The sequence below is a fragment of the Nocardioides sp. NPDC057772 genome (assembly GCF_042798075.1).
GTDB lineage: Bacteria > Actinomycetota > Actinomycetes > Propionibacteriales > Nocardioidaceae > Nocardioides.
The window spans coordinates 17,150-37,705 of sequence record NZ_JBHVKN010000006.1; the positions used below are offsets into that span (position 1 = coordinate 17,150).

The 20,556-nt window shown below is 69.8% G+C and carries 18 protein-coding genes; 14 read left to right on the plus strand and 4 right to left on the minus strand.

From position 1 onward, the window contains the following. Nucleotides 1-134: 134 nt before the first annotated feature. The 8 genes from ACFVJS_RS02350 to ACFVJS_RS02385 all read left to right on the plus strand — a co-directional run bounded on the left by ACFVJS_RS02350 (nucleotide 135) and on the right by ACFVJS_RS02385 (nucleotide 10,459). A complete protein-coding gene (locus tag ACFVJS_RS02350; protein ID WP_378877072.1) occupies nucleotides 135-2,756 on the plus strand; it encodes a sigma-70 family RNA polymerase sigma factor in 2,622 nt (873 codons plus the stop codon). 69 nt (nucleotides 2,757-2,825) lie between these two features. Beyond that, entirely contained in the window at nucleotides 2,826-4,151 is a 1,326-nt protein-coding gene (aroA, locus tag ACFVJS_RS02355) for a 3-phosphoshikimate 1-carboxyvinyltransferase (protein WP_378877074.1), read from the plus strand. A 4-nt stretch (nucleotides 4,152-4,155) separates the two neighbouring features. Beyond that, nucleotides 4,156-5,169, plus strand: a complete 1,014-nt coding sequence (gene rsgA, locus ACFVJS_RS02360) for a ribosome small subunit-dependent GTPase A (RefSeq protein WP_378877076.1) — start codon at nucleotides 4,156-4,158, stop codon at nucleotides 5,167-5,169. 97 nt (nucleotides 5,170-5,266) lie between these two features. Next, a complete protein-coding gene (locus ACFVJS_RS02365; RefSeq protein ID WP_378877079.1) occupies nucleotides 5,267-6,139 on the plus strand; it encodes an inositol monophosphatase family protein in 873 nt (290 codons plus the stop codon). 77 nt (nucleotides 6,140-6,216) lie between these two features. Beyond that, nucleotides 6,217-6,648, plus strand: a complete 432-nt coding sequence (locus tag ACFVJS_RS02370; protein ID WP_378877081.1) for a CBS domain-containing protein — start codon at nucleotides 6,217-6,219, stop codon at nucleotides 6,646-6,648. A gap of 77 nt (nucleotides 6,649-6,725) precedes the next feature. Continuing rightward, complete coding sequence (locus tag ACFVJS_RS02375) at nucleotides 6,726-7,427, plus strand: response regulator (RefSeq protein WP_378877083.1); 702 nt, start codon at nucleotides 6,726-6,728, stop codon at nucleotides 7,425-7,427. Next, nucleotides 7,424-10,078 carry a DUF4153 domain-containing protein gene (locus ACFVJS_RS02380; RefSeq protein WP_378877085.1) on the plus strand — a complete coding sequence of 885 codons (2,655 nt, stop codon included), beginning with the start codon at nucleotides 7,424-7,426 and terminating at the stop codon, nucleotides 10,076-10,078. Before ACFVJS_RS02375 ends, ACFVJS_RS02380 begins: the two co-directional genes overlap by 4 nt. A gap of 6 nt (nucleotides 10,079-10,084) precedes the next feature. Then, nucleotides 10,085-10,459, plus strand: a complete 375-nt coding sequence (locus ACFVJS_RS02385; RefSeq protein ID WP_165109902.1) for an FKBP-type peptidyl-prolyl cis-trans isomerase — start codon at nucleotides 10,085-10,087, stop codon at nucleotides 10,457-10,459. Nucleotides 10,460-10,558: 99 nt separating this feature from the next. Here ACFVJS_RS02385 and ACFVJS_RS02390 read toward each other — a convergent pair whose 3' ends face one another. After that, a complete protein-coding gene (locus ACFVJS_RS02390) occupies nucleotides 10,559-10,801 on the minus strand; it encodes an RNA-binding S4 domain-containing protein (protein WP_378877088.1) in 243 nt (80 codons plus the stop codon). Nucleotides 10,802-10,818: 17 nt separating this feature from the next. Then, a complete protein-coding gene (locus ACFVJS_RS02395; protein WP_378877090.1) occupies nucleotides 10,819-12,096 on the minus strand; it encodes a DUF445 domain-containing protein in 1,278 nt (425 codons plus the stop codon). Between the two features lie 251 nt (nucleotides 12,097-12,347). Between ACFVJS_RS02395 and ACFVJS_RS02400 the strand changes: the two genes are divergently transcribed. The 6 genes from ACFVJS_RS02400 (at nucleotide 12,348) to ACFVJS_RS02425 (ending at nucleotide 19,066) form a co-directional block, all read left to right on the plus strand. Continuing rightward, a complete protein-coding gene (locus ACFVJS_RS02400; protein WP_378877092.1) occupies nucleotides 12,348-12,647 on the plus strand; it encodes a hypothetical protein in 300 nt (99 codons plus the stop codon). Between the two features lie 98 nt (nucleotides 12,648-12,745). Next, on the plus strand, nucleotides 12,746-13,594 hold the full coding sequence (locus ACFVJS_RS02405) for a nitrilase-related carbon-nitrogen hydrolase (RefSeq protein ID WP_378877094.1): 849 nt from the start codon (nucleotides 12,746-12,748) through the stop codon (nucleotides 13,592-13,594). 10 nt (nucleotides 13,595-13,604) lie between these two features. Next, nucleotides 13,605-15,038 (plus strand): dihydropyrimidinase, encoded by a 1,434-nt coding sequence (gene hydA / locus ACFVJS_RS02410; protein WP_378877096.1) that lies wholly within the window; start codon nucleotides 13,605-13,607, stop codon nucleotides 15,036-15,038. 4 nt (nucleotides 15,039-15,042) lie between these two features. Further along, on the plus strand, nucleotides 15,043-16,083 hold the full coding sequence (locus ACFVJS_RS02415) for a TIGR03842 family LLM class F420-dependent oxidoreductase (RefSeq protein WP_378877098.1): 1,041 nt from the start codon (nucleotides 15,043-15,045) through the stop codon (nucleotides 16,081-16,083). A gap of 162 nt (nucleotides 16,084-16,245) precedes the next feature. Continuing rightward, nucleotides 16,246-17,547 (plus strand): aspartate aminotransferase family protein, encoded by a 1,302-nt coding sequence (locus ACFVJS_RS02420; protein ID WP_378877100.1) that lies wholly within the window; start codon nucleotides 16,246-16,248, stop codon nucleotides 17,545-17,547. A 19-nt stretch (nucleotides 17,548-17,566) separates the two neighbouring features. Further along, nucleotides 17,567-19,066, plus strand: a complete 1,500-nt coding sequence (locus ACFVJS_RS02425; protein WP_378877102.1) for a CoA-acylating methylmalonate-semialdehyde dehydrogenase — start codon at nucleotides 17,567-17,569, stop codon at nucleotides 19,064-19,066. 17 nt (nucleotides 19,067-19,083) lie between these two features. Here the strand turns inward: ACFVJS_RS02425 and ACFVJS_RS02430 are convergent, their stop codons facing one another. Both ACFVJS_RS02430 and ACFVJS_RS02435 read right to left on the minus strand, forming a co-directional pair. Beyond that, on the minus strand, nucleotides 19,084-19,272 hold the full coding sequence (locus tag ACFVJS_RS02430; RefSeq protein WP_378877104.1) for a hypothetical protein: 189 nt from the start codon (nucleotides 19,270-19,272) through the stop codon (nucleotides 19,084-19,086). 90 nt (nucleotides 19,273-19,362) lie between these two features. Next, on the minus strand, nucleotides 19,363-20,511 hold the full coding sequence (locus tag ACFVJS_RS02435) for an endo-1,4-beta-xylanase (RefSeq protein WP_378877106.1): 1,149 nt from the start codon (nucleotides 20,509-20,511) through the stop codon (nucleotides 19,363-19,365). Between the last annotated feature and the right edge of the window lie 45 nt (nucleotides 20,512-20,556).

Consider the following 20,556-nt stretch of genomic DNA (forward strand, 5'->3'; position numbering starts at 1 on the left):
CTGGGTTTCTCGGAACTTGTTGTCAGATCCCGGAGGGGGCGTGACGTGCGGGCCACCGCAGTCGTTAGCACAACGCATGTCTCCTCGTGGCGCAACCCGCGTCATACCTTTGTCCATCTAACGTCTCTGGTGCCGTGAGCGAAACGACCCCCACCTCTCTACCTACCCTCGACGCCCCTGGCGACGCCGAGCTGATCACCGCCGTCCGTGGTGGTGACCTGGATGCGTACGGGACGCTGTTCGAGCGCCATGTGGAGTCGGCCCGCCGGCTCGCTCGTCAGCTGGTGTCACCGGGCGATGTCGACGACCTCGTCTCCGAGGCGTTCGCGAAGGTGCTCAACGTGCTGCAGAAGGGTGGCGGCCCGGACCTGGCGTTCCGTGCCTACCTGCTGACCTCGCTGCGCCGACTCCACGTGGACAAGATCCGCGCCGCCTCGAAGCTGACCACGACCGACGATCTGACGCCGTTCGACCCGGGGGTGCCCTTCGAGGACACCGCGGTGTCCGGCTTCGACAACCAGGCCGCCGCCAAGGCGTTCCAGCAACTCCCGGAGCGCTGGCAGCAGGTGTTGTGGCACACCGAGGTCGAGGGTCAGAAGCCGGCCGAGATCGCGCCGCTGCTCGGCATGTCGGCCAACTCCGTGTCTGCGCTCGCCTACCGGGCCCGGGAGGGCCTCAAGCAGGCCTTCATCTCGATGCACGCGCAGGACGCCGGCGAGGAGGCCTGCGCCACCACGCGTGCCAACCTCGGCGCCTACATCCGCAACGGTCTGTCGAAGCGCGACTCGAAGAAGGTGGACGACCACCTGCAGGACTGCCGAGCGTGCACCGCCATCTACCTCGAGCTCACCGAGGTCAACTCCGGGATGGGCGCTTGGCTCGCTCCGGCCCTTCTCGGCGCCGCGGGCGCGGGCTACCTCGCGGTCGGCAGCGGCGTCGCCGCCAAGGGTGGCGTGGTGCTCTTCTTCGGACGGGTCCGAGACTGGGTGCTGGGTGACCCCGTGGGACGTACGGTCGCGGGTGGTGCCGGTGTCGCGGCCGCGGCGGCCGTGGTCGCCGGGTTCGCGCTCTCCGGCGGCGACCCCGCCCCGAAGACGCCGGCCGCGAACGAACCAGCCGCGGAGGCGCCCGCCGCCGACCCGGCCCCGGCAGCTCCGCCCGCGGCTCCTCCGGCGGCCCCGCCCGCCGACCAGCCCGCGCCTGCGCCGGCGGCGCCTCCTGCTGACCCTCCGGCCGACCAGCCGGCCGACCAGCCCGCCGACCAGCCTGCGGACACCGCCCCTGCGCAGACGCAGGAGGCGCCGGTCATCACCACCCCTCTGCCCGACGTGGAGGCCACTCCCGGCGGCAAGACGGTCATCGACCTGACCCGCGGCGCCAGCGACGCGGACGGCGACCCGCTCTCGGTCAAGGAGGCCACCGTCGCCTCCCCGGCTCACGGCACCGTCACCAAGGGCGGTTCCACGACGTCCGGCGGCAAGGGCGGCGGAGTCAGCGGCGCGATCTTCGGTGGCCTCCGGATGGCCGGCGAGCCGGTCACGACGGTGACGTACGTCCCCGACAAGGGGTGGCGCGGCACCGACACGATCGAGTACGTCCTCACCGACGGCAACGGCGGCGAGGTCTCCGGCACGGTGAACGTCACCACGCCCAACGCCGAACCGAAGGCCGCCGGCGACGCCGCGACCCTGACCAAGACCCCGGGGTCGAACGGCAACGGTCAGGGCAACAACGGCAACGGCAACGGCAACCAGCCCTCGACCGCGCAGGGGACCATCGACGTACTGGCCAACGACACCGACGACAACGGCGACACCCTCGACCTGGTGAAGATCGTCGACCAGCCCGCGCACGGCACCGCCGAGATCGTCGACGGCAAGGTCGTCTACACGATGACCCCCGGCTACGACGGGACCCGTGACACCTTCACCTATCAGATCTCGGACGGCCACGGCGGCAAGGACGTCGGTGCTGTGGAGGTGACCTTCGAGCAAGCTCCGGAGCACGACCCAAAAGTCGAGGTTGACGCCACCCCGCAGGACGGCGGGTTCGGTGCGTGGTTCTTCGGTTTCCCTGGCTCGCGAGGTTACGTGGACGCGACCGCGGACGTCACCGGCCTCCCCGAGGCAGCCGACGGCCGGTCCACCAAGCTGGTGATCACCGTGACGGGCATGGAGCCGGCCTACCTGGGCTGGCAGGCCTGCGGCACCTTCGCTCCACCGCCGACGAGCAGCACCTACTCCTACGAGTGCCAGCTGGCCGGTGACGGCCGAGCGGCACAGGTCAGCTTCATCCCGAAGGCGGGCGAGACGTGGACATTCGAGGCCCGCATCGTGCCGGCGGGTTACGAGGACAGCGACGCGAGCAACAATCGCGACAGCATCTCCGGCACCGCTGAGACGGAGCCCACGCCGACCCCGACGCCCTCTCCCACCGAGACCCCGGACGTCCCGCAGGTGCCCACCCCGCCGACCACCCCGCCGACCACCCCGCCGACCACGCCCGACGTGCCGCAGGTGCCCACGCCGCCGACGACTCCGGACGTGCCCCAGGTGCCGATCCCGTCCTCGGACGAGCCCGGCGACCCGGACGTCCCGAGCGAGAGTCCCTCACTGCCCGAGGACCCCGAGGACCCCGCGAACCCGGACGAGCCCGGCCAGGGCGCCGACCCGGACGAGACGCCCGAGCCCGAGCGTGGGGCCTCGACCGGCGGTCTGACCTGGGAGGCCTTCCTGAAGGCGATCGGGATCGGCTGATCTCATCTCGGATTTCATCCCCGGCGACCGACGGCCGCCTCGGGTCGCAGAACCTCTAAAGTTGGACCTGTGACTACGACGACGGACCGTGCCGCTGACCCTGCGAACGGACCGGCAGACCCCTGGCCGGCACCACGAGCGCGCGGTCCGGTGAACGCGACGGTGTCACTGCCCGGGAGCAAGTCGCTGACCAACCGGGCGCTGCTGCTGGCCTCGATCGCCGACGGGCCCAGCGTCGTACATCGTGCGCTGCGGTCCCGCGACACGCTGCTGATGGCGGCGGCGCTGACGTCGCTGGGCTCGCAGGTGGACACCTCGGGCGACGACTGGGTCGTGACGCCCGGGGCGTTCGGCGCCGACGCCGAGGTCGACTGCGGGCTGGCAGGGACGGTGATGCGCTTCGTACCTCCGGTGGCCGCGCTCTCCACCGGCACGATCGCCTTCGACGGCGACCCGCACATGCGCAAGCGGCCGGTCGGCGAGGTGCTCCGCGCGCTTCGCGACCTCGGCGTGAACATCGAGGCCGACGGGCTGCCGTTCACGATCCGCGGCGCCGGTGCGGTGCCCGGGGGCACCGTGGTGGTCGACGCCTCGGCGTCGAGCCAGTTCATCAGCGCGCTGCTGCTGGCAGGGGCGCGCTACGAACAGGGCGTGGACATCCGCCACGAGGGCAAGCCCGTGCCCTCGCTCCCCCACATCGACATGACGGTCGCGATGCTGCGCGAGCACGGCGTCGCGGTCGATGACTCCGAGGCCAACCGCTGGACGGTGGCGCCCGGGCCGATCAAGGCACTGGACCGCGCCATCGAGCCGGACCTGTCCAACGCCGCTCCCTTCCTGGCGCTCGCTGCGGTCTCCGGCGGCACCGTGACCGTGCGCGACTGGCCGCAGGCCACCGACCAGCCGGGCGACCAGCTGCGCGAGGTGCTCTCGCTGATGGGCTGCGAGGTGCAGGTGGACGACGACGGGCTCACCGTGACCGGTCCGGAACGCCTCACCGGGATCGACCTGGACATGCACGACATCGGCGAGCTCACCCCCGCCGTCGCAGCGCTCTGCGCTCTCGCCGAGACGCCCTCGCACCTGACCGGCATCGGCCACATCCGCGGCCACGAGACCGACCGGCTCGCCGCGCTCGCCCAGGAGCTGGGCGCCCTCGGGGCCGACGTCACCGAGCACCCCGACGGCCTGACGATCCGGCCCGCGACCCTGCACGGCGGGGTGTTCCACACCTACGCCGACCACCGGATGGCCCACGCCGGCGTGATCATCGGGGCAGCCGTCGATGACGTCCTGGTCGAGAACATCACCACCACCTCCAAGACCTTCACCGACTTCGCGCCCTTCTGGGCAGAGCTGTTCGTCTCGCGCTCCGCTTCGACCGAACTCTCCTGACGACATGGCAAAGGCACAGCGGCGCTACGGGACCGAGGACGTCGAGCACTACGACCGTCCGCGGCGCCGCACCCGACCGCGTACGAAGGATCGGCCCAGCTACGACGACGCCGACCTCGGGCGGGTGATCACGGTCGACCGTGGCCGGTTCACGCTGGTGATGGACGCTGCCCCCGAGGTCGAAGTGTGGGCGGTCAAGGCCCGCCCGCTCGGCCGCAAGGGCGTGGTCGTCGGCGACCGGGTCAAGGTCGTCGGCGACACCTCGGGCGCCGAAGGCGCGCTGGCCCGGATCGTCGAGGTCGAGCCACGGGAGACGGTGCTGCGGCGTACGGCCGATGACGACGACCCCGTCGAGCGGGTCGTGGTGGCCAACGCCGACCAGCTCGTCATCGTCACCGCCATCGCCGACCCCGAGCCGCGCACCGGATTCATCGACCGCGCGCTGGTGGCCGCCTACGAGGCGGGGATCGACCCGCTGCTGTGCATCACCAAGGCCGACCTTGCCGACCCGGAGTCGCTGGTCTCGATCTACCGGTCGCTGGGCGTGCCGTGGGTCGTGACGCAGCGCGGCGGCGACATGAGCGCGCTGCGCGCCGAGCTCGACGGACGTACGTCGGTGCTTCTCGGCCACAGCGGCGTGGGGAAGTCGACGCTGGTCAACGCCATCGTGCCCGACGCCGGGCGGGAGGTCGGGCACGTCAACGCGGTCACCGGCCGCGGGCGGCACACGTCCACCTCGGCGCTGATGCTGCGGTTGCCCGATGAAGCCGGGTGGATCGTGGACACCCCGGGGATCCGTACGTTCGGTCTGGCCCATGTCGAGCCCGAACGGCTCATCGTCTCCTTCCCGGATCTGGAGGAGGCGACGGCCGAGTGCCCACGCGGGTGCACGCACGCCGCGGACGAGCCCGAGTGCGGTCTGGACGCGGCGATCGAGGCCGGCAGGCTCGATCCCGAGCGGGTCGCGTCCTTCCGTCGCCTGCTCGAGGCGCGGTCGGTGCCGGCGTACGCGCTCTGACCTGGGTGATCCTCGATGCCCCAGGCGGTGTTTTCGTGGGGAACCGGTTACCAGGGGAGGCTTCGCTCCAGGCCCCTAGCCACTAGAGTGAACCCTCGTGGCGAGCACTCCTGACTACAACGACGACCTGCGGCTGGCGCACCTGCTGGCCGACGACGCCGACTCCCTGTCGACGTCGCGGTTCAAGGCGCTCGACCTGCACGTCATGACCAAGCCCGACCTCACCCCCGTCTCGGACGCGGACAAGGCCGTGGAGGAGTCGATCCGTCGCACCCTCTCCCGTGCGCGCACGCGCGACGCGATCACCGGTGAGGAGTCCGGGTCCTCCGGCTCGTCCAGCCGGCGCTGGATCGTCGACCCGATCGACGGGACGAAGAACTTCGTGCGCGGCGTGCCGGTCTGGGCGACGCTGATCGCGCTCGCCGTCGACAACGAGGTCGTGATGTCGGTCGTCTCCGCGCCCCAGCTCGGGCGACGCTGGTGGGCGGCCAAGGGCCAGGGTGCCCACACCGGCAAGTCGCTGATGAAGTCGACCCAGTGCCAGGTCTCCGACGTACGCCGCCTGGAGGACGCCTCGATGTCCTACTCCTCGCTCCACGGCTGGGAGGAGCGCGAGCGGCTCGAGGACTTCCTGGCGCTGATGCGCAGCTGCTGGCGCACCCGTGCCTACTCCGACTTCTGGTCCTACATGCTCGTCGCCGAGGGCGCGGTCGACATCGCCGTCGAGCCGGAGCTCGAGGTCTACGACATGGCGGCGCTGGACATCATCGTGCGCGAGGCCGGCGGCCAGTTCACATCGCTGGCCGGCGACCCGGGGCCGTGGGGCGGCAACGCGCTGGCCACCAACGGCCACCTGCACGACGCCGTGCTCTCCTTCCTCGGCGGGCTGCCCGACGACAACAACGACGCCGACTGGCCGGCCGCGCAGCCCGGGTCGGTCACCGCGTTCCGCCGTCCGGCAAGCGAGTAGTGGACGACGCCTGGCTCGGCGCCGCGTCCCCGAACAGACCCTGGCGTGACGCCAGTCACAGCCGCTACCGTTGATGCATGAAGATCGCGGACGTACTCACTCGCAAGGCGATCGCCGAGGTGGTCACGATCGCTTCAACCGCCACCGTGCGTGATCTGCTCGGGGTGCTCGCCGAGCACAGCATCGGGGCTTGTGTCGTCAGCAGTGACGGCACCGCCGTCGCCGGGATCGTCTCCGAGCGCGACGTCGTGCGGCGCCTCCACGAGAACGACGCCCTGCTCGCCGCCGAGGTCTCCTCGATCATGACCACCGAGGTCGAGACGTGCGACCCCGAGGCCACCATCGACGAGATCCTGGGCATCATGACAGCGCGCCGGATCCGGCACATGCCGGTGGTCGCGGACGGCGCCCTGGTCGGCATCGTCAGCATCGGCGACCTGGTCAAGCACCGCATCGACCAGCTCGCCTTCGAGCGCGACCAGCTCGAGGCGTACGTCCACCAGACGTAAGGCCGTTGCCCAGGTCTGCACAGGACCTTCACAACTTCTGCAGCCTTTCCGGCCGCTCCGGCTTCTAGCCTGAGCATGTGCCAGAACATGTGACCGCCACCCGCCGGGTTCTCGTGGTCGAGGACGAGCCGGTCATCAACCAGGCCGTCTCCGACCGGCTCACCGCCGAGGGATACGACGTCGTCCGCGCGTGGGACGGCCCCGGTGCCGTCTCCTGCTTCGAGGAGACCTCGCCGGACCTGGTCGTCCTCGACGTGATGCTGCCCGGCTACGACGGCCTGGAGGTGTGCCGCCGGATCCAGGCCGTACGTCCCGTGCCGGTGCTCATGCTCACCGCCCGTACCGACGAGGCCGACGTGCTGGTCGGGCTCGGCGTCGGGGCGGACGACTACCTGACGAAGCCGTTCCGGGCTCGCGAGCTCGTGGCCCGGGTGAACGCGCTCCTGCGGCGCGTCGAGCGGGCCGCCGAGCTGGCCGGGTCGCCGCGGCGTACGGCCGAGATCGGGGGGCTGCGGATGGATTCCGCTGCCCGTCGGGTGTGGGTCGACGGGTCCGAGGTGCGGCTGACGCCGACCGAGTTCGACCTGCTGGTCTGCCTGGCCGCCGACCCGGGCGCCGTGGTCACCCGCGAGCGGCTGCTCGCCGAGGTCTGGGGCTGGAACGACGCCTCAGGCACCCGCACCGTCGACAGCCATGTGAAGGGACTGCGTGCCAAGATCGGCTCCGCTCGGGTACGGACCGTGCACGGGGTCGGCTACGCGCTGGAGGCGGGCGAATGACGCCGCTGGAACGGGTCTCCTCGATCAAGGTCAAGCTCGGCCTCCTGGTCGCCGCCAGCGCCCTGGTGGCGGCGGTCGTCGCCTCGGTCGGGCGAGTCACCGGGGTATCGCCGTGGATCTCGATCCCGGTCACGATCGGGATCGCGCTCGCGGTCACCCAGCTGCTCGCGGCCGGGATGACCTCGCCGCTGCGGCAGATGACGGTCGCGGCCCGCCGGATGGCCCGCGGCGACTACTCGGTCTCGGTGCCTGTCGGCGGGGCCGACGAGGTCGGTCAGCTGGGCCGTGCCTTCAACACGATGGCCAGCGACCTCGGCGCCGTCGACCGCCAGCGCCGGGATCTGGTCGCCAACGTCTCCCACGAGCTGCGTACGCCCCTGGCGGCTCTCACCGTTGTCCTGGAGAACCTGGTCGACGGCGTCGGCTCCGACCCGGCCGCCCTCCAGACCGCGCTCGACCAGGCGGAGCGCCTGAGCCGGCTGGTCGAGGACCTGCTCGACCTGGCGCGCGTCGATGCCGGCAAGGCACCGCTGAGCACGTCGTCGGTCGAGCTCGCGTCGCTGCTGGAGGCCTGCGTCGCGGAGGCACGGGTCAATGGACGGCCGGTCACCTACGAGATCGACGCACCGGACTCTCTTGTCGTCGAGGCCGACGCCGATCGGCTCAGCCAGCTCGTCGTCAATCTCCTCGACAACGCCTCCCGACACAGTCCGCGGGACGGCGTGGTGGTCGTGCGCGCCGGCCTCGACGGCGAGCGCTACCACCTCGAGGTCCTCGACTCCGGGCCCGGCGTCCCGGTCGCCGACCGAAGTCGCGTCTTCGAGCCCTTCGGCACCCTCAGCGCCTCGGCCGAGGGCGGCGGGACCGGGCTCGGTCTCGCCATCGCCCGCTGGGTCACCGACCTGCACGGCGGCTCCATCGCCTTCCTCGATCCACTTCCCGGCACCGCCGGTGCCCGCGTGCGCGTCGACCTTCCACTGCGGCCACCCGCACGCCCTGTGCCCCATCCGCTCACCGCCAGTCAACTCACCCCCACCCACGAGGAGACCCAGATGCCCACCACTCCCCCGGCGGCCGAGCCCGCCCAGCCCGCCCAGCCCGCCGAACCGGCAGGGCCAGCCAAGTCGGCCGAGACGTCCGCGACGGACCCCAAGGCCGCCTACGCCACCCCGTCTGTCCTCGACGACATCTTCGGCACCTACTGGCCCGACTCCGGCGTCACGGGGAGGTTCGGGCTCTTCATCGGCGCCGTGGTCGCCGGCCTGCTCGGCGGTCTGCTGATCCCCGACCGCAACGCCGGGCTCGGCACCGTCGTCGTGCTGCTGGCCGCCGGCGCGGTCGTGATGCTGGCGAGTGAGCGACGCCGCAACTGGTTCCCGATCGTCTGCTACGTGCTGTTTGCGCTGCTCTCCTCGGTCGCGGTGATCCGCGACGCCGAATGGATCGTCGTGCTGTGCCTGCTCACGGCCATCGCGGTCCTGCTCTGCGCCTCGACCGGGGCGAAGACGCTGCTCGGGATCGTGCTGACCGGGATCTCCTGGCCGCTGGCCGGGCTGCGTGGCATCCCATGGCTGGGCCGGACGCTGACCAGCGTCTCCGGCCGCGGTCACGGTGCCGCGGTCGCGCGCACCACGGTCCTCTCCCTGCTCGGGCTGGTGATCTTCGGCCTCCTGTTCACCACCGCCGACGCGGTGCTGGGCAGCTGGGTCGACCAGTTCGTGCCGGACGTACGCCCCGACACCGTCGTCGCTCGGATCTTCATGACCGTCTTCGTCTTCGGGGTCGTCCTGGCGGCTGCGTACCTGGCCGTGAACCCGCCCCGGATCGACCGCAGCGAGCGTACGTCCCAGCCCGTCGCCAACCGCTACGAGTGGCTGGCTCCGGTGGGTGTCGTCGTCGCCGTCTTCGCGGCGTTCCTGGTCGCGCAGGCGACCGCGGTCTTCGGCGGCGAGGACTACCTGCGCGAGACGACCGGACTGACGTACGCCGAATACGTCCACCAGGGGTTCGGGCAGCTCACCGTCGCGACCGCGCTGACGCTGCTGGTGATCTGGGCGGCGGCCCGCAAGGCACCGGTGGAGACCGTCGCCGACCGGATGTGGCTGCGGGTCGCGCTCGGGCTGCTGGCCGCCGAGGCGCTGGTCGTCGTCGGGTCGGCGCTGTATCGGATGCACCTCTACCAGGAGGCGTACGGCTTCACCCAGCTCCGGCTCCTCGTCGACGTCTTCGAGGCCTGGCTGGGACTGCTGGTGATCGTCGGGCTGGTCGCCGCGGTCGCCGGCGGCGCCATCGGCGGCGGCCTCTGGCTCGGCAGGTTCGCGCTGGTCAGCGGCGCCGTCGCCCTGCTCGGCATCGCCGCGATCAACCCGGACGCCTGGATCGCCGAGCACAACGTCTCGCGCTATGAGGAGACCGGGAAGATCGACACCGACTTCCTCTCCGGGCTCAGTGACGATGCGGTGCCGGCCTTGGAGAAGCTCCCCGAGGACCTGCGCGGATGTGTGCTCGGCGCCAACGACCGCGAGGGCGACTGGTTGGAGTGGAACCTCGGCCGCGAGCGCGCCGACGGCATGACCCCGACCTACCCCGCGACGACCGACGCGACTGACGCGACGGCGGTGTGCCCCAGCGAGACTCGATACGTAGACTGATTTCCCATGAGCCAGAAGCCTGAGATCGACTTCGTCGACCCCACCCCTCCGACCGACCTCGTCATCAAGGACATCACCATCGGTGACGGCGAGGAGGCCACCGAGCGCGACCGCGTCTCGGTCCACTACGTCGGCGTGGCGCTGTCCACCGGCGAGGAGTTCGACGCGTCCTACAACCGCGGCGAGCCGCTCGACTTCCGCGTCGGCATCGGCCAGGTCATCCAGGGCTGGGACCAGGGCATCCTGGGCATGAAGGTCGGCGGCCGCCGCCAGCTCGTCATCCCGCCCCACCTGGCCTACGGCGACCGCGGCGCCGGTGCGGTCATCAAGCCCGGCGAGACCCTGATCTTCGTCTGCGACCTGGTCAAGGTCGAGAAGTAGCGGGCGTAGGAATACCCGGTTAACCGGGTATTCCTGCACTTCTCTGGCAATGCAACGCCGGAGAAGTGCAGGTTTCCCCGGTTAGCCGGGGAAACCTACCTACCAGGGGACGTCGAAGTCGGCCTCGGCGGAGACCCGAGCCGCCTGGCCGGCGTACTCCACGACGTCGCCGACGCGGAGCTGGCGGCCGCGGCGGAGCTCGGTCTCGCCGTTGACCTTCACCTCGCCGGCGGTGATCGCCGGGCGCGCCTCGGAGCCGGTCTCGACCAGATTGGCCAGCTTCAGGAACTGGCCGAGGCGGATGACCTCGTCGGTGATGGGTACGTCGAACGGTTCGCTCACGGGCCCATCCTCCACCATCAGCTCACCAGGACAGCGATGGCGTGGATGATGACGCCGACGAGGCCGCCGACGAGGGTGCCGTTGATGCGGATGAACTGCAGGTCGCGGCCGACGAAGAGCTCGATGCGACGGGCGGCTTGCTTGCCGTCCCAGCGCTGGATGGTGTGGGTGATGACGGTGGTCGCCTCGCGGCCGTAACGCTTGACGACGTAGACGGCGACATCGGAGGCGAGCGCGTCGTAGCGGCGCTGCAGGGTCTCGTCGAGGACGACCTTCTGGGCGTAGCGGACGACCTCGTCCAGGGCGCGGCGGCGGACCACACCCTCGGGGTCGCGCAGAGAGGTGGTGAGCGCACGGCGCAGCGCGTCCCAGATGGAGATGGCGGTGTCGATGACACCGGGGTGATCGAGGACGCGCTCCTTGAGCCGCTCGGCACGCTCCATGGTCGCCGGGTCGTGCTGCAGGTTGTCCGCCAGGTCGGTCAGCATCGCGTCGAGAGCCTTACGGGCACGGTGCTCGGGGTCGTCGCGGATGTCGGCGATCCAGCGGACCAGCTCGACGTGGATGCGGGCGGTCACCGGCTCGCGCAGCACCTGCGGCGTCCACCACGGGGCCCGCTCACCGAGCACCTCGGTGACGATCTCCTCGTTCTCCTCGAGCCAGCCGTGGAGCTCGACCAGCGCCAGGTCGACCAGCCCGTGATGTACGCCGTCGTCGAGCGCCGCCTGCAACGTGCCGCCGAGCAGGGGCGCGATCTGCTCCTCGCGCAGGCGAGGCACGAACCCGTCCTGGATGATCTCGACGATGTGCCGGTTGCTGATCCGGGACAGCCCGTCGGCCACCACGGTGGAGACCTCGTCGACGACGCGCTTGGCGTTGGTTTCCTCGGAGAGCCACAGCGCGAGCCGCAACGAGGGCATCGCGACGCCGAGCCGCTCGCGGATGGTCTCCTCCTGCAGGAAGTTGTCCTGGACGAACTCCTCCAGGCTGGCGCCGAGCTCGTCCTTCCGCTTCGGGATCAGCGCGGTGTGCGGCACCGGCAGCCCGAGCGGGTGCCGGAACAGTGCGGTCACCGCGAACCAGTCGGCCATCGCACCCACCATGGATGCCTCGGCACCGGCGTTCACGAATCCCCAGAACCCGTCCATGCCGAGGGTCAGCAGGTAGACGATGGCGGCCACGACCAGGAGCCCCGTGGCGACGATACGCATGCGGCGCAGCGCCTGGCGGCGTACGACATCGGCCTCGGTCTCGACCATCAGGCCGCCGATGCCGGCGCCCCCAGGAGAACTCATGGGCTCAATTGTGCCGGGTCGCCCCACGCAAGGGCGATCTGCAACACCAGGACCGTAATTTCTATAGGTTACTCACGGGTCAGCCCACAGCTGGGTTACAAAGCACCCAAGGGCGTCACCGTTCCCTTCCCCTGGTCGTTGGAGTGGGCGAGAGTGCCTCGGGGGAGGCACACGTCCCACCGAGGAGATACATGTCGTCGCACAACGCGGACGGTGTGGGGTCGCATCTGTTCGACTCGTCGAGGAGCGCTATGTCGTTGACCACCGCCGCCAAGGTGGAGGTTCTCAGCGTCCTCGTCCGCGCCGGCCGGGAGGCCCGCGCCCCACTCACCCCGCACGACTGCAACACCGTGGTCGAGACCAGCGCCCATCTCGCCGAGATCGCGCCCACCCTCCCTGAGGAGACGCCCGGCGAGCGTGCCCGCGCGACCCGCTCCGCGATGGAGCTGTTCCTCTCGGTCGACTGCCCCCAGCTGGCGCCGGAGCTCCGCGAGGAGCTCGCCAGGGCCGTCGAGCACGTGGTCGTACGTCATCCGGCCACCGCTGCGTAGAGCGGGAGACTTTCAGGCACTACCTCCTTCCAGTCAAAAATGCCGTCGTGGCCCCACGGGCCGCGGCGGCATGCTTCTATGGAGGGGGAGGTAGTCGCATGACCATCGTCAGAGCCGCAATCAGCCAGACCACCTGGACCGGGGACAAGGCCTCCATGCTGGACAAGCACGAGGGCTTCGCGCGTGACGCCGCAGCGCAGGGCGCCCAGGTGATCTGCTTCCAGGAGCTCTTCTACGGGCCCTACTTCGGGATCACCCAGGACAAAAAGTACTACCGCTACGCCGAGCCGGCCGATGGCCCGATCGTGCAGCGCTTCGCGAGCCTGGCCAAGGAGCTGGGCATGGTGATGGTGCTGCCGATCTACGAGGAGGCCGACACCGGGATCTACTACAACACCGCCGTGCTGGTCGACGCCGACGGCACCATCCTCGGCAAGTACCGGAAGAACCATCTGCCGCACGTGGAGAAGTTCTGGGAGAAGTTCTACTTCCGCCCCGGCAACCTGGGCTACCCGGTCTTCGAGTCCGCGGTCGGCAAGGTGGGGATGTACATCTGCTACGACCGCCACTTCCCCGAGGGCTGGCGCGAGCTCGGGCTCAACGGGGCCCACATGGTCTTCAACCCCAACGCCACCAAGCCCGGACTCTCCAACCGGCTGTGGGAGATCGAGCAGCCCGCCGCCGCGGTCGCCAACGGCTACTTCGTGCTCGCGCCCAACCGGGTCGGCCTCGAGGACAACGAGTACGGACCGGAGGCGGTCAACTTCTACGGGATGTCGCAGATCGTCGACCCGCGCGGCAACTACGTGGGCGAGCTCGGCTCCGGCGAGAAGGAGGAGCTGCTCGTACGCGACCTCGACATGAACATGGTCCAGGAGATGCGCGACGACTGGCAGTTCTATCGCGACCGGCGGCCCGACTCCTACACCGCCATCCCCCGACCCTGAGGAGGCCCACATGAGCACCACCCTCATCACGGGCGGCACGGTCGTCTCCGCGACCGGACGCACCCAGGCAGACGTGCTGGTGGACGGCGAGCGGATCGTCGCGCTCATCTCCCCCGGCGCCAGCCCGTTCGGCACGATCGACGCCGACCTCACCATCGACGCGACCGGGAAGTACGTCATCCCCGGCGGCGTCGACGCCCACACCCACATGCAGCTGCCGTTCGGCGGCACCAACGCCTCCGACACCTTCGAGACCGGCACCCGTGCCGCGGCCTGGGGCGGCACCACGACGATCATCGACTTCGCGGTGCAGCGCTACGGCGAGCGCGTCCAGGACGGGTTGGCGCACTGGCACGAGCTGGCCGCCGGCAACTGTGCGATCGACTACGGGTTCCACCAGATCATCGGTGGGGTCGACGACGACGCGCTCAAGGCGATGGACACCCTCGTGGACGAGGGGATCACCTCCTACAAGCTGTTCATGGCCTACCCGGGCGTCTTCTACTCCGACGACGCGCAGGTCCTGCGGGCGATGCAGAAGGCGACCGACCACGGGCTGCTCACCATGATGCACGCCGAGAACGGACCGGCGATCGACGTGCTGGCCGCGCAGCTGGCCGAGTCGGGGAAGACGAGCCCCTACTACCACGGCATCGCGCGCGCCTGGCAGATGGAGGAGGAGGCCACCCACCGGGCGATCATGCTCGCCGACGTGGCCCGGGCACCCCTCTACGTCGTGCACGTCAGCGCCAAGCAGGCCGTCGAGCAGCTGGCCACTGCCCGCGACCACGGGAAGAACGTCTTCGGCGAGACCTGTCCTCAATACCTCTACCTCTCCCTCGAAGAGCAGCTCGGCGCATCCTCGGAGGAGTGGGGCGACTTCGAGGGCGCCAAGTGGGTCTGCTCGACGCCGCTGCGCTCGCGCGCCGAGGGTCATCAGGACGCGATGTGGCAGGCGCTGCGCACCAACGACCTGCAGATGGTCTCCACCGACCACTGCCCCTTCTGCATGAAGGAGCAGAAGGAGCTCGGCAAGGACGACTTCCGGGCCATCCCCAACGGCATCGGCTCGATCGAGCACCGCGTCGACCTGCTCTACCAGGGCGTGGTGACCGGGCAGATCACCCTCGAACGCTGGGTGGAGCTGATCGCGACCACGCCGGCCCGGATGTTCGGCCTCTACGGCCGCAAGGGCGTCATCGCGCCGGGCGCCGACGCCGACATCGTGGTCTACGACCCGGCCGGCCACACCTCCATCGGCGTCGGCGAAGGCCGCACCCACCACATGAACATGGACCACTCCGCCTGGGAGGGCTACGAGATCGACGGCCACGTCGACGTGGTGCTCTCCCGCGGGTCGGTGGTCGTCGCCGACGGCGAGTTCAAGGGCACCAAGGGCCACGGCAGCTACCTCGAGCGCGACCTGTCGCAGTACCTGGTGTGACGCCATGGACTTCGGTGTCGTCCTCCAGACCAACCCGCCCGCCTGGCGGGTCGTCTCGCTGGCGAAGCAGGCCGAGGCGTACGGCTTCGACTACGCGTGGACCTTCGACAGCCACCTGCTGTGGATGGAGCCGTACGTCATCTACAGCCAGATCCTCGCCGAGACCCGCACGATCAAGGTCGGTCCGTTCGTGACCAACCCGGCGACCCGCGACTGGACGGTGACCGCGTCGGTCTTCGCGACCCTCAACGAGATGTACGGCAACCGCACCGTGTGCGGTATGGGCCGCGGCGACTCGGCGGTGCGGGTGCTCAACGGGAAGCCGTCCACGATCAAGGAGATGCGCGAGGCGACCCGGGTGATCCGGGAGCTGGCCAACCGGCGCCCGGTCGAGGTCAACGGCTCCACGCTGCAGTTCCCGTGGGCCAAGCGCTCCGAGCTGGAGGTGTGGATCGCTGCCTACGGCCCGCTCGCGCTGAAGGCGGCCGGCGAGGTCGGCGACGGGTTCATCCTCCAGCTCGCCGATCCCGACATCACCGAGTGGATGATCGGAGCGGTCAAGAAGGCGGCCACCGACGCCGGCCGGGACCCGGAGTCGCTGACGTTCTGCGTGGCCGCCCCTGCGTACGTCACTGACGGGTCGCCCGAGGCCCTGGCCCACGCCCGCGAGCAGTGCCGGTGGTTCGGCGGGATGGTCGGCAACCACGTCGCCGACATCGTGGCCAAGTACGGGGTCTCGACAGGCTCGACCGCCGTGGTCCCGCAGGCGCTCACCGACTACATCGCAGGCCGCGAAGGCTACGACTACAACGAGCACGGCCGGGCCGAGAACACCCACACCCGGTTCGTGCCCGACGAGATCGTCGACCGGTTCTGCCTCCTCGGCCCGGTCGAGGAGCAGGTCGCCAAGCTCGAGCGGCTCGCGAGCCTCGGGGTCGACCAGTTCGCCGTCTACCTGCAGCACGACGCGATGCAGCAGACGCTGGCTGCGTACGGAGATCTGGTGATCCCGCGAGTGAACCGGCCGGCGACCGCAAAGGCATGAGCGCGCGATTTCGTTGCTGATGACGCACGAATGTAACGAAAACGTAGCCGTTAGCCTGATATACCGTCGTAATCAGTATTCCGGATCGACGGCGACCCCGTCGTTCCCGGCGTAGAGTGAGCATCCAGATCCGTGTCCATCCACGCACCCCAGGGGACAGCCTTGACCAGCGCCAGTGACGCCCGCGCGTACGACCTCGACCGATCCCACGTCTTCCACTCCTGGTCCGCCCAGGCGTCGCTGAACCCGCTCGTCATCGCCGGCGGCCAGGGCTCGCGGGTGTGGGACGACTCGGGCCACACCTACCTGGACTTCTCCTCCCAGCTGGTCAACACCAACATCGGCCACCAGCACCCCCGGGTGGTGGAGGCGATCAAGAAGCAGGCCGAGACGCTGACCACGATCGCGCCGACGACGGCCAACCTGGCGCGCGGTGAGGCCGCGGAGCGGATCACCGACATCGCGCCGGTGGGCTTCAACAAGGTCTTCTTCACCAACGCCGGCGCCGACGCGGTCGAGAACGCGATCCGGATGGCCCGCATCCACACCGGCCGCGACAAGGTGCTCTCGACCTACCGCTCCTACCACGGCAACACCGGAGCGGCGATCGTCGCGACGGGCGACTGGCGGCGGATCCCGAATGAGTTCGCCCGTGGCCACGTGCACTTCTTCGGCCCCTACCTCTACCGCTCGGAGTTCTGGGCGACCACGCCGGAGCAGGAGTCCGAGCGCGCCCTGCACCACCTGCGCCGGGTCATCGAGGCAGAGGGGCCGGCGTCGATCGCGGCGATCCTCCTCGAGACCATCCCCGGCACCGCCGGGATCATGATCCCGCCGCCGGGCTATCTCCCCGGTGTCCGGGCACTGGCCGACGAGTTCGGGATCATGCTCATCCTCGACGAGGTCATGGCCGGCTTCGGTCGCACCGGCGAGTGGCTCGCACTGGACGCCTACGACGTCGTGCCCGACCTGATCACCTTCGCGAAGGGGGTCAACTCGGGCTACGTACCGGCCGGCGGGGTGATCATCTCCGACCCGGTCGCGGCGACCTTCGACGAGCAGGTCTTCCCCGGCGGCCTGACCTACTCCGGCCACCCGCTCGCGATGGCGTCGATCGTGGCGACCATCGAGGCGATGAACGAGGAGGGGATCGTCGACAACGCCGCGACCATCGGCACCGACCACATCGCACCCGGCCTCGCGGCGCTGGCCGAGAAGCACGACGTGATCGGCGAGGTACGCGGCACCGGGGTGTTCTGGGCCCTCGAGCTGGTCGCCGACCGCGAGACCCGCGAGCCGCTGCCGGCCGCGACGATGGCCAGGATCAAGTCCGACCTGATCGCCCGCAACCTGATCCCCTTCACCATGGAGAACCGCATCCACGTGGTGCCTCCGTGTGTCGTCACCCCCGACGAGGTCGCCGAGGCGATCTCGATCTACGACGACGTGCTCGGCTCGCTGTAACACGCAAAGGACGTATGAAATGACCGATCTCCCCATCCTCGACCACTGGATCGGCGGGGCCACCAACCCCGGCACCGGCACCCGTCTCGGCGACGTCTACAACCCGGCGCTCGGCACCGTCCAGAAACACGTACGCTTCGCCTCGGCCGCCGACGTGGACACCGCCGTCTCCGCGGCCAAGAAGGCCTACGCGGAGTGGAGCGAGACCTCGTTGACCCGGCGTACGGCCGTGCTCTTCGAGTTCCGCGAGCTGCTCAACGCCCGCAAGGGCGAGCTCGCCGAGATCCTGACCGCCGAGCACGGCAAGGTGCTCTCCGACGCCGCCGGCGAGATCGCCCGCGGTCTCGAGGTCGTCGAGTTCGCCTGCGGGCTCTCCCATCTGCTCAAGGGCACCGTCTCCGAGCAGGTCTCCACCGGCGTCGACGTGACCACCCTCAAGCAGCCGCTGGGCGTGGTGGGCATCATCAGCCCGTTCAATTTCCCGGCGATGGTGCCGATGTGGTTCTTCCCGATCGCGATCGCGGCTGGCAACACGGTGGTGATCAAGCCGTCTGAGAAGGACCCGACCGCGTCGAACTGGATCGCCGAGCTGTGGGCCGAGGCAGGACTGCCCGATGGCGTCTACAACGTCGTCCACGGTGACAAGGAGGCGGTCGACGCGCTCCTCGACAACCCCGACGTCGCCTCGATCTCCTTCGTCGGCTCCACCCCGATCGCCCGCTACGTCTACGAGCGCGGCACCGCCGCCGGCAAGCGTGTCCAGGCGCTCGGCGGCGCCAAGAACCACATGCTCGTGCTGCCCGACGCCGATCTCGACCTGGTCGCCGACTCGGCGGTCAACGCCGGCTTCGGATCGGCCGGCGAGCGCTGCATGGCGATCTCGGTGGTGCTCGCGGTCGACTCGGTGGCCGACAGCCTGATCTCGAAGATCACCTCCCGGATGGCCACGCTCAAGACCGGCGACGGCACCCGCGGCACTGACATGGGCCCGCTGATCACCGGCGCCCACCGCGACAAGGTGGCGAGCTACGTCGACGTGGCCGCCGCCGACGGGGCGGAGGTCGTCGTCGACGGCCGCGGGGTCGAGGTGGACGGCGATCCCAACGGGTTCTGGATCGGCCCGACACTGGTCGACCGCGTTCCCACCACGTCCACGGTCTACACCGAGGAGATCTTCGGCCCCGTGCTCTCGGTCGTACGCGTCTCCGGCTACGAGGAGGGTCTGGAGCTGATCAACTCCGGCCAGTTCGGCAACGGCACCGCCATCTTCACCAACGACGGCGGCGCCGCGCGCCGGTTCCAGCGTGAGGTGCAGGTCGGCATGGTCGGTGTGAACGTGCCGATCCCGGTGCCCGTCGCCTACCACTCCTTCGGCGGTTGGAAGGCGTCGCTGTTCGGGGACGCGAAGGCCTACGGTCCCGCCGGGCTGGACTTCTTCACCCGGGAGAAGGCCGTCACCACCCGCTGGCTCGACCCCTCGCACGGCGGGATCAACCTGGGGTTCCCGCAGAACTCCTAGCAGGTGTTCCGGCCGGATCAGTAGTCGTAGTCGTCGTCGGGGCCGACTGCGTCGAGCTTCTGCTCGGCGTAGTCGGCCTCGTTGACGTCGTCCGGCGGCGAGGTCACCGTCTCCTCGGCGTCCAGGGGCGCCTCGTCGTCGACAGTCTCCTGCACGACGTCGGTCGCCTGCTCCTCGAGGTCTGCCTCTGCTGCGTACTCGCTCATCTACCCTCGCTCAGATCGATCGATGTGCTCGGTCTCAAGTAGACCACCGACGCGCGGGAGTCGCCACGACCCGACGGTGACCGGGTTGCCTCAGTGTCGGCGCGCCGCGCCCAGGGCCAGCCGGAGATCCTGCTTCAGCGTGGTGTACGCCTCCTTGGGCTGCTTGTTCACGTCCCAGAGCAACGCGTAGCCCTGTCCTTCGAACCAGCCCGGTACCCAGGAGTGGGCGTCGTCGATGCCCCACACCGTGAACGAGGTGCAGGCGCGCACGGCGAGACAAGCCTGGAGCATCTGCGAGAACTCGTAGGGATGGGCGAAGAGCGCCAGGTCGTCCGTCGGGACCTGGGTCTCGGCGGAGTCGACGAAGGTGCGTACGTCGGCCTCGGTGACCGCGACCTTCAGCCCGAGGTCGGCGTAGCGCTGCAGGTCGGCGCGGAACCGCTGGCCGGAGAAGCCGTACTGGGTGTCGAGGTGACCCTGGTTGCCGATCCCGTGGATCGGCACACCCTGGGCGAGGAGCTCCTTGGCCCAGTTGTAGACCGCGGTCGACTTGGCGCTGTTCCCGTCCTCACCGGCGATGTTGTAGTCGTTGTAGAACAGCTGGGCCTTGGGGTCGGCGGCATGGGCCCAGCGGAAGGCGTCGGCGACGATGCCGGTGCCGAGGTGCTTGATCCAGAAGTTGTCGCCGTTCATGCCGTTGGGGAGCGGGTTGGGGCTCCAGGAGTCGGCGAAGAACTCGTTGGCGACGTCCCACTGGTAGACCTTGCCACGGAAGTGGGTGACCTCGTCGGTGATGTGCTTCTCGAGGATCGTGCGGAGCTCGTCGGTGCTGATCGTGCCGTTGTCGACGCCTTCGGTCAGCCAGGCCGGGTTCTGGTTGTGCCACAGCAGGGTGTGACCGCGCACCTTCTGGCCGTGGGCCTTGGCGAACTCGACGACGGCGTCGGCACCCGACCAGTCGTAGGTGCCGCGGGTGGGCTCGACGGTCTCCCACTTCATCTCGTTCTCCGGGGTGAGGCTGGAGAACTCGTCGGCGGCGATGCCGGCGAGCTCCTCGTCGGCCAGGACCTCGGGATTGACCGCGACACCGACGCGGAGACCGATCTGCGAGGCATAGGAGCGGAGCGAGTCGGACGGGGGCTGGAAGCCGCGGGGCTCAGCGTGGGCCGTGGACGCTGCGGTGACGGCGACTGCGGTCGAGACTGCGGCGATCGCCGCAGCCAGGTGGCGAATCTTCACGATGCCTCCAAGGAGTGGATGTGATCGGCATCACAGAGTGGCGCG

What these genes read in the sequence shown, in the direction of transcription:
- rsgA (WP_378877076.1), top strand. Translation starts at nt 4,156, where the DNA reads ATGGCAAAGGCACAGCGGCGCTACGGGACCGAGGACGTCGAGCACTAC.
- ACFVJS_RS02370 (WP_378877081.1), top strand. Translation starts at nt 6,217, where the DNA reads ATGAAGATCGCGGACGTACTCACTCGCAAGGCGATCGCCGAGGTGGTC.
- ACFVJS_RS02380 (WP_378877085.1), top strand. Translation starts at nt 7,424, where the DNA reads ATGACGCCGCTGGAACGGGTCTCCTCGATCAAGGTCAAGCTCGGCCTC.
- ACFVJS_RS02385 (WP_165109902.1), top strand. Translation starts at nt 10,085, where the DNA reads ATGAGCCAGAAGCCTGAGATCGACTTCGTCGACCCCACCCCTCCGACC.
- ACFVJS_RS02395 (WP_378877090.1), bottom strand. Translation starts at nt 12,096, where the DNA reads ATGAGTTCTCCTGGGGGCGCCGGCATCGGCGGCCTGATGGTCGAGACC.
- ACFVJS_RS02400 (WP_378877092.1), top strand. Translation starts at nt 12,348, where the DNA reads ATGTCGTTGACCACCGCCGCCAAGGTGGAGGTTCTCAGCGTCCTCGTC.
- ACFVJS_RS02405 (WP_378877094.1), top strand. Translation starts at nt 12,746, where the DNA reads ATGACCATCGTCAGAGCCGCAATCAGCCAGACCACCTGGACCGGGGAC.
- hydA (WP_378877096.1), top strand. Translation starts at nt 13,605, where the DNA reads ATGAGCACCACCCTCATCACGGGCGGCACGGTCGTCTCCGCGACCGGA.
- ACFVJS_RS02415 (WP_378877098.1), top strand. Translation starts at nt 15,043, where the DNA reads ATGGACTTCGGTGTCGTCCTCCAGACCAACCCGCCCGCCTGGCGGGTC.
- ACFVJS_RS02425 (WP_378877102.1), top strand. Translation starts at nt 17,567, where the DNA reads ATGACCGATCTCCCCATCCTCGACCACTGGATCGGCGGGGCCACCAAC.
- ACFVJS_RS02430 (WP_378877104.1), bottom strand. Translation starts at nt 19,272, where the DNA reads ATGAGCGAGTACGCAGCAGAGGCAGACCTCGAGGAGCAGGCGACCGAC.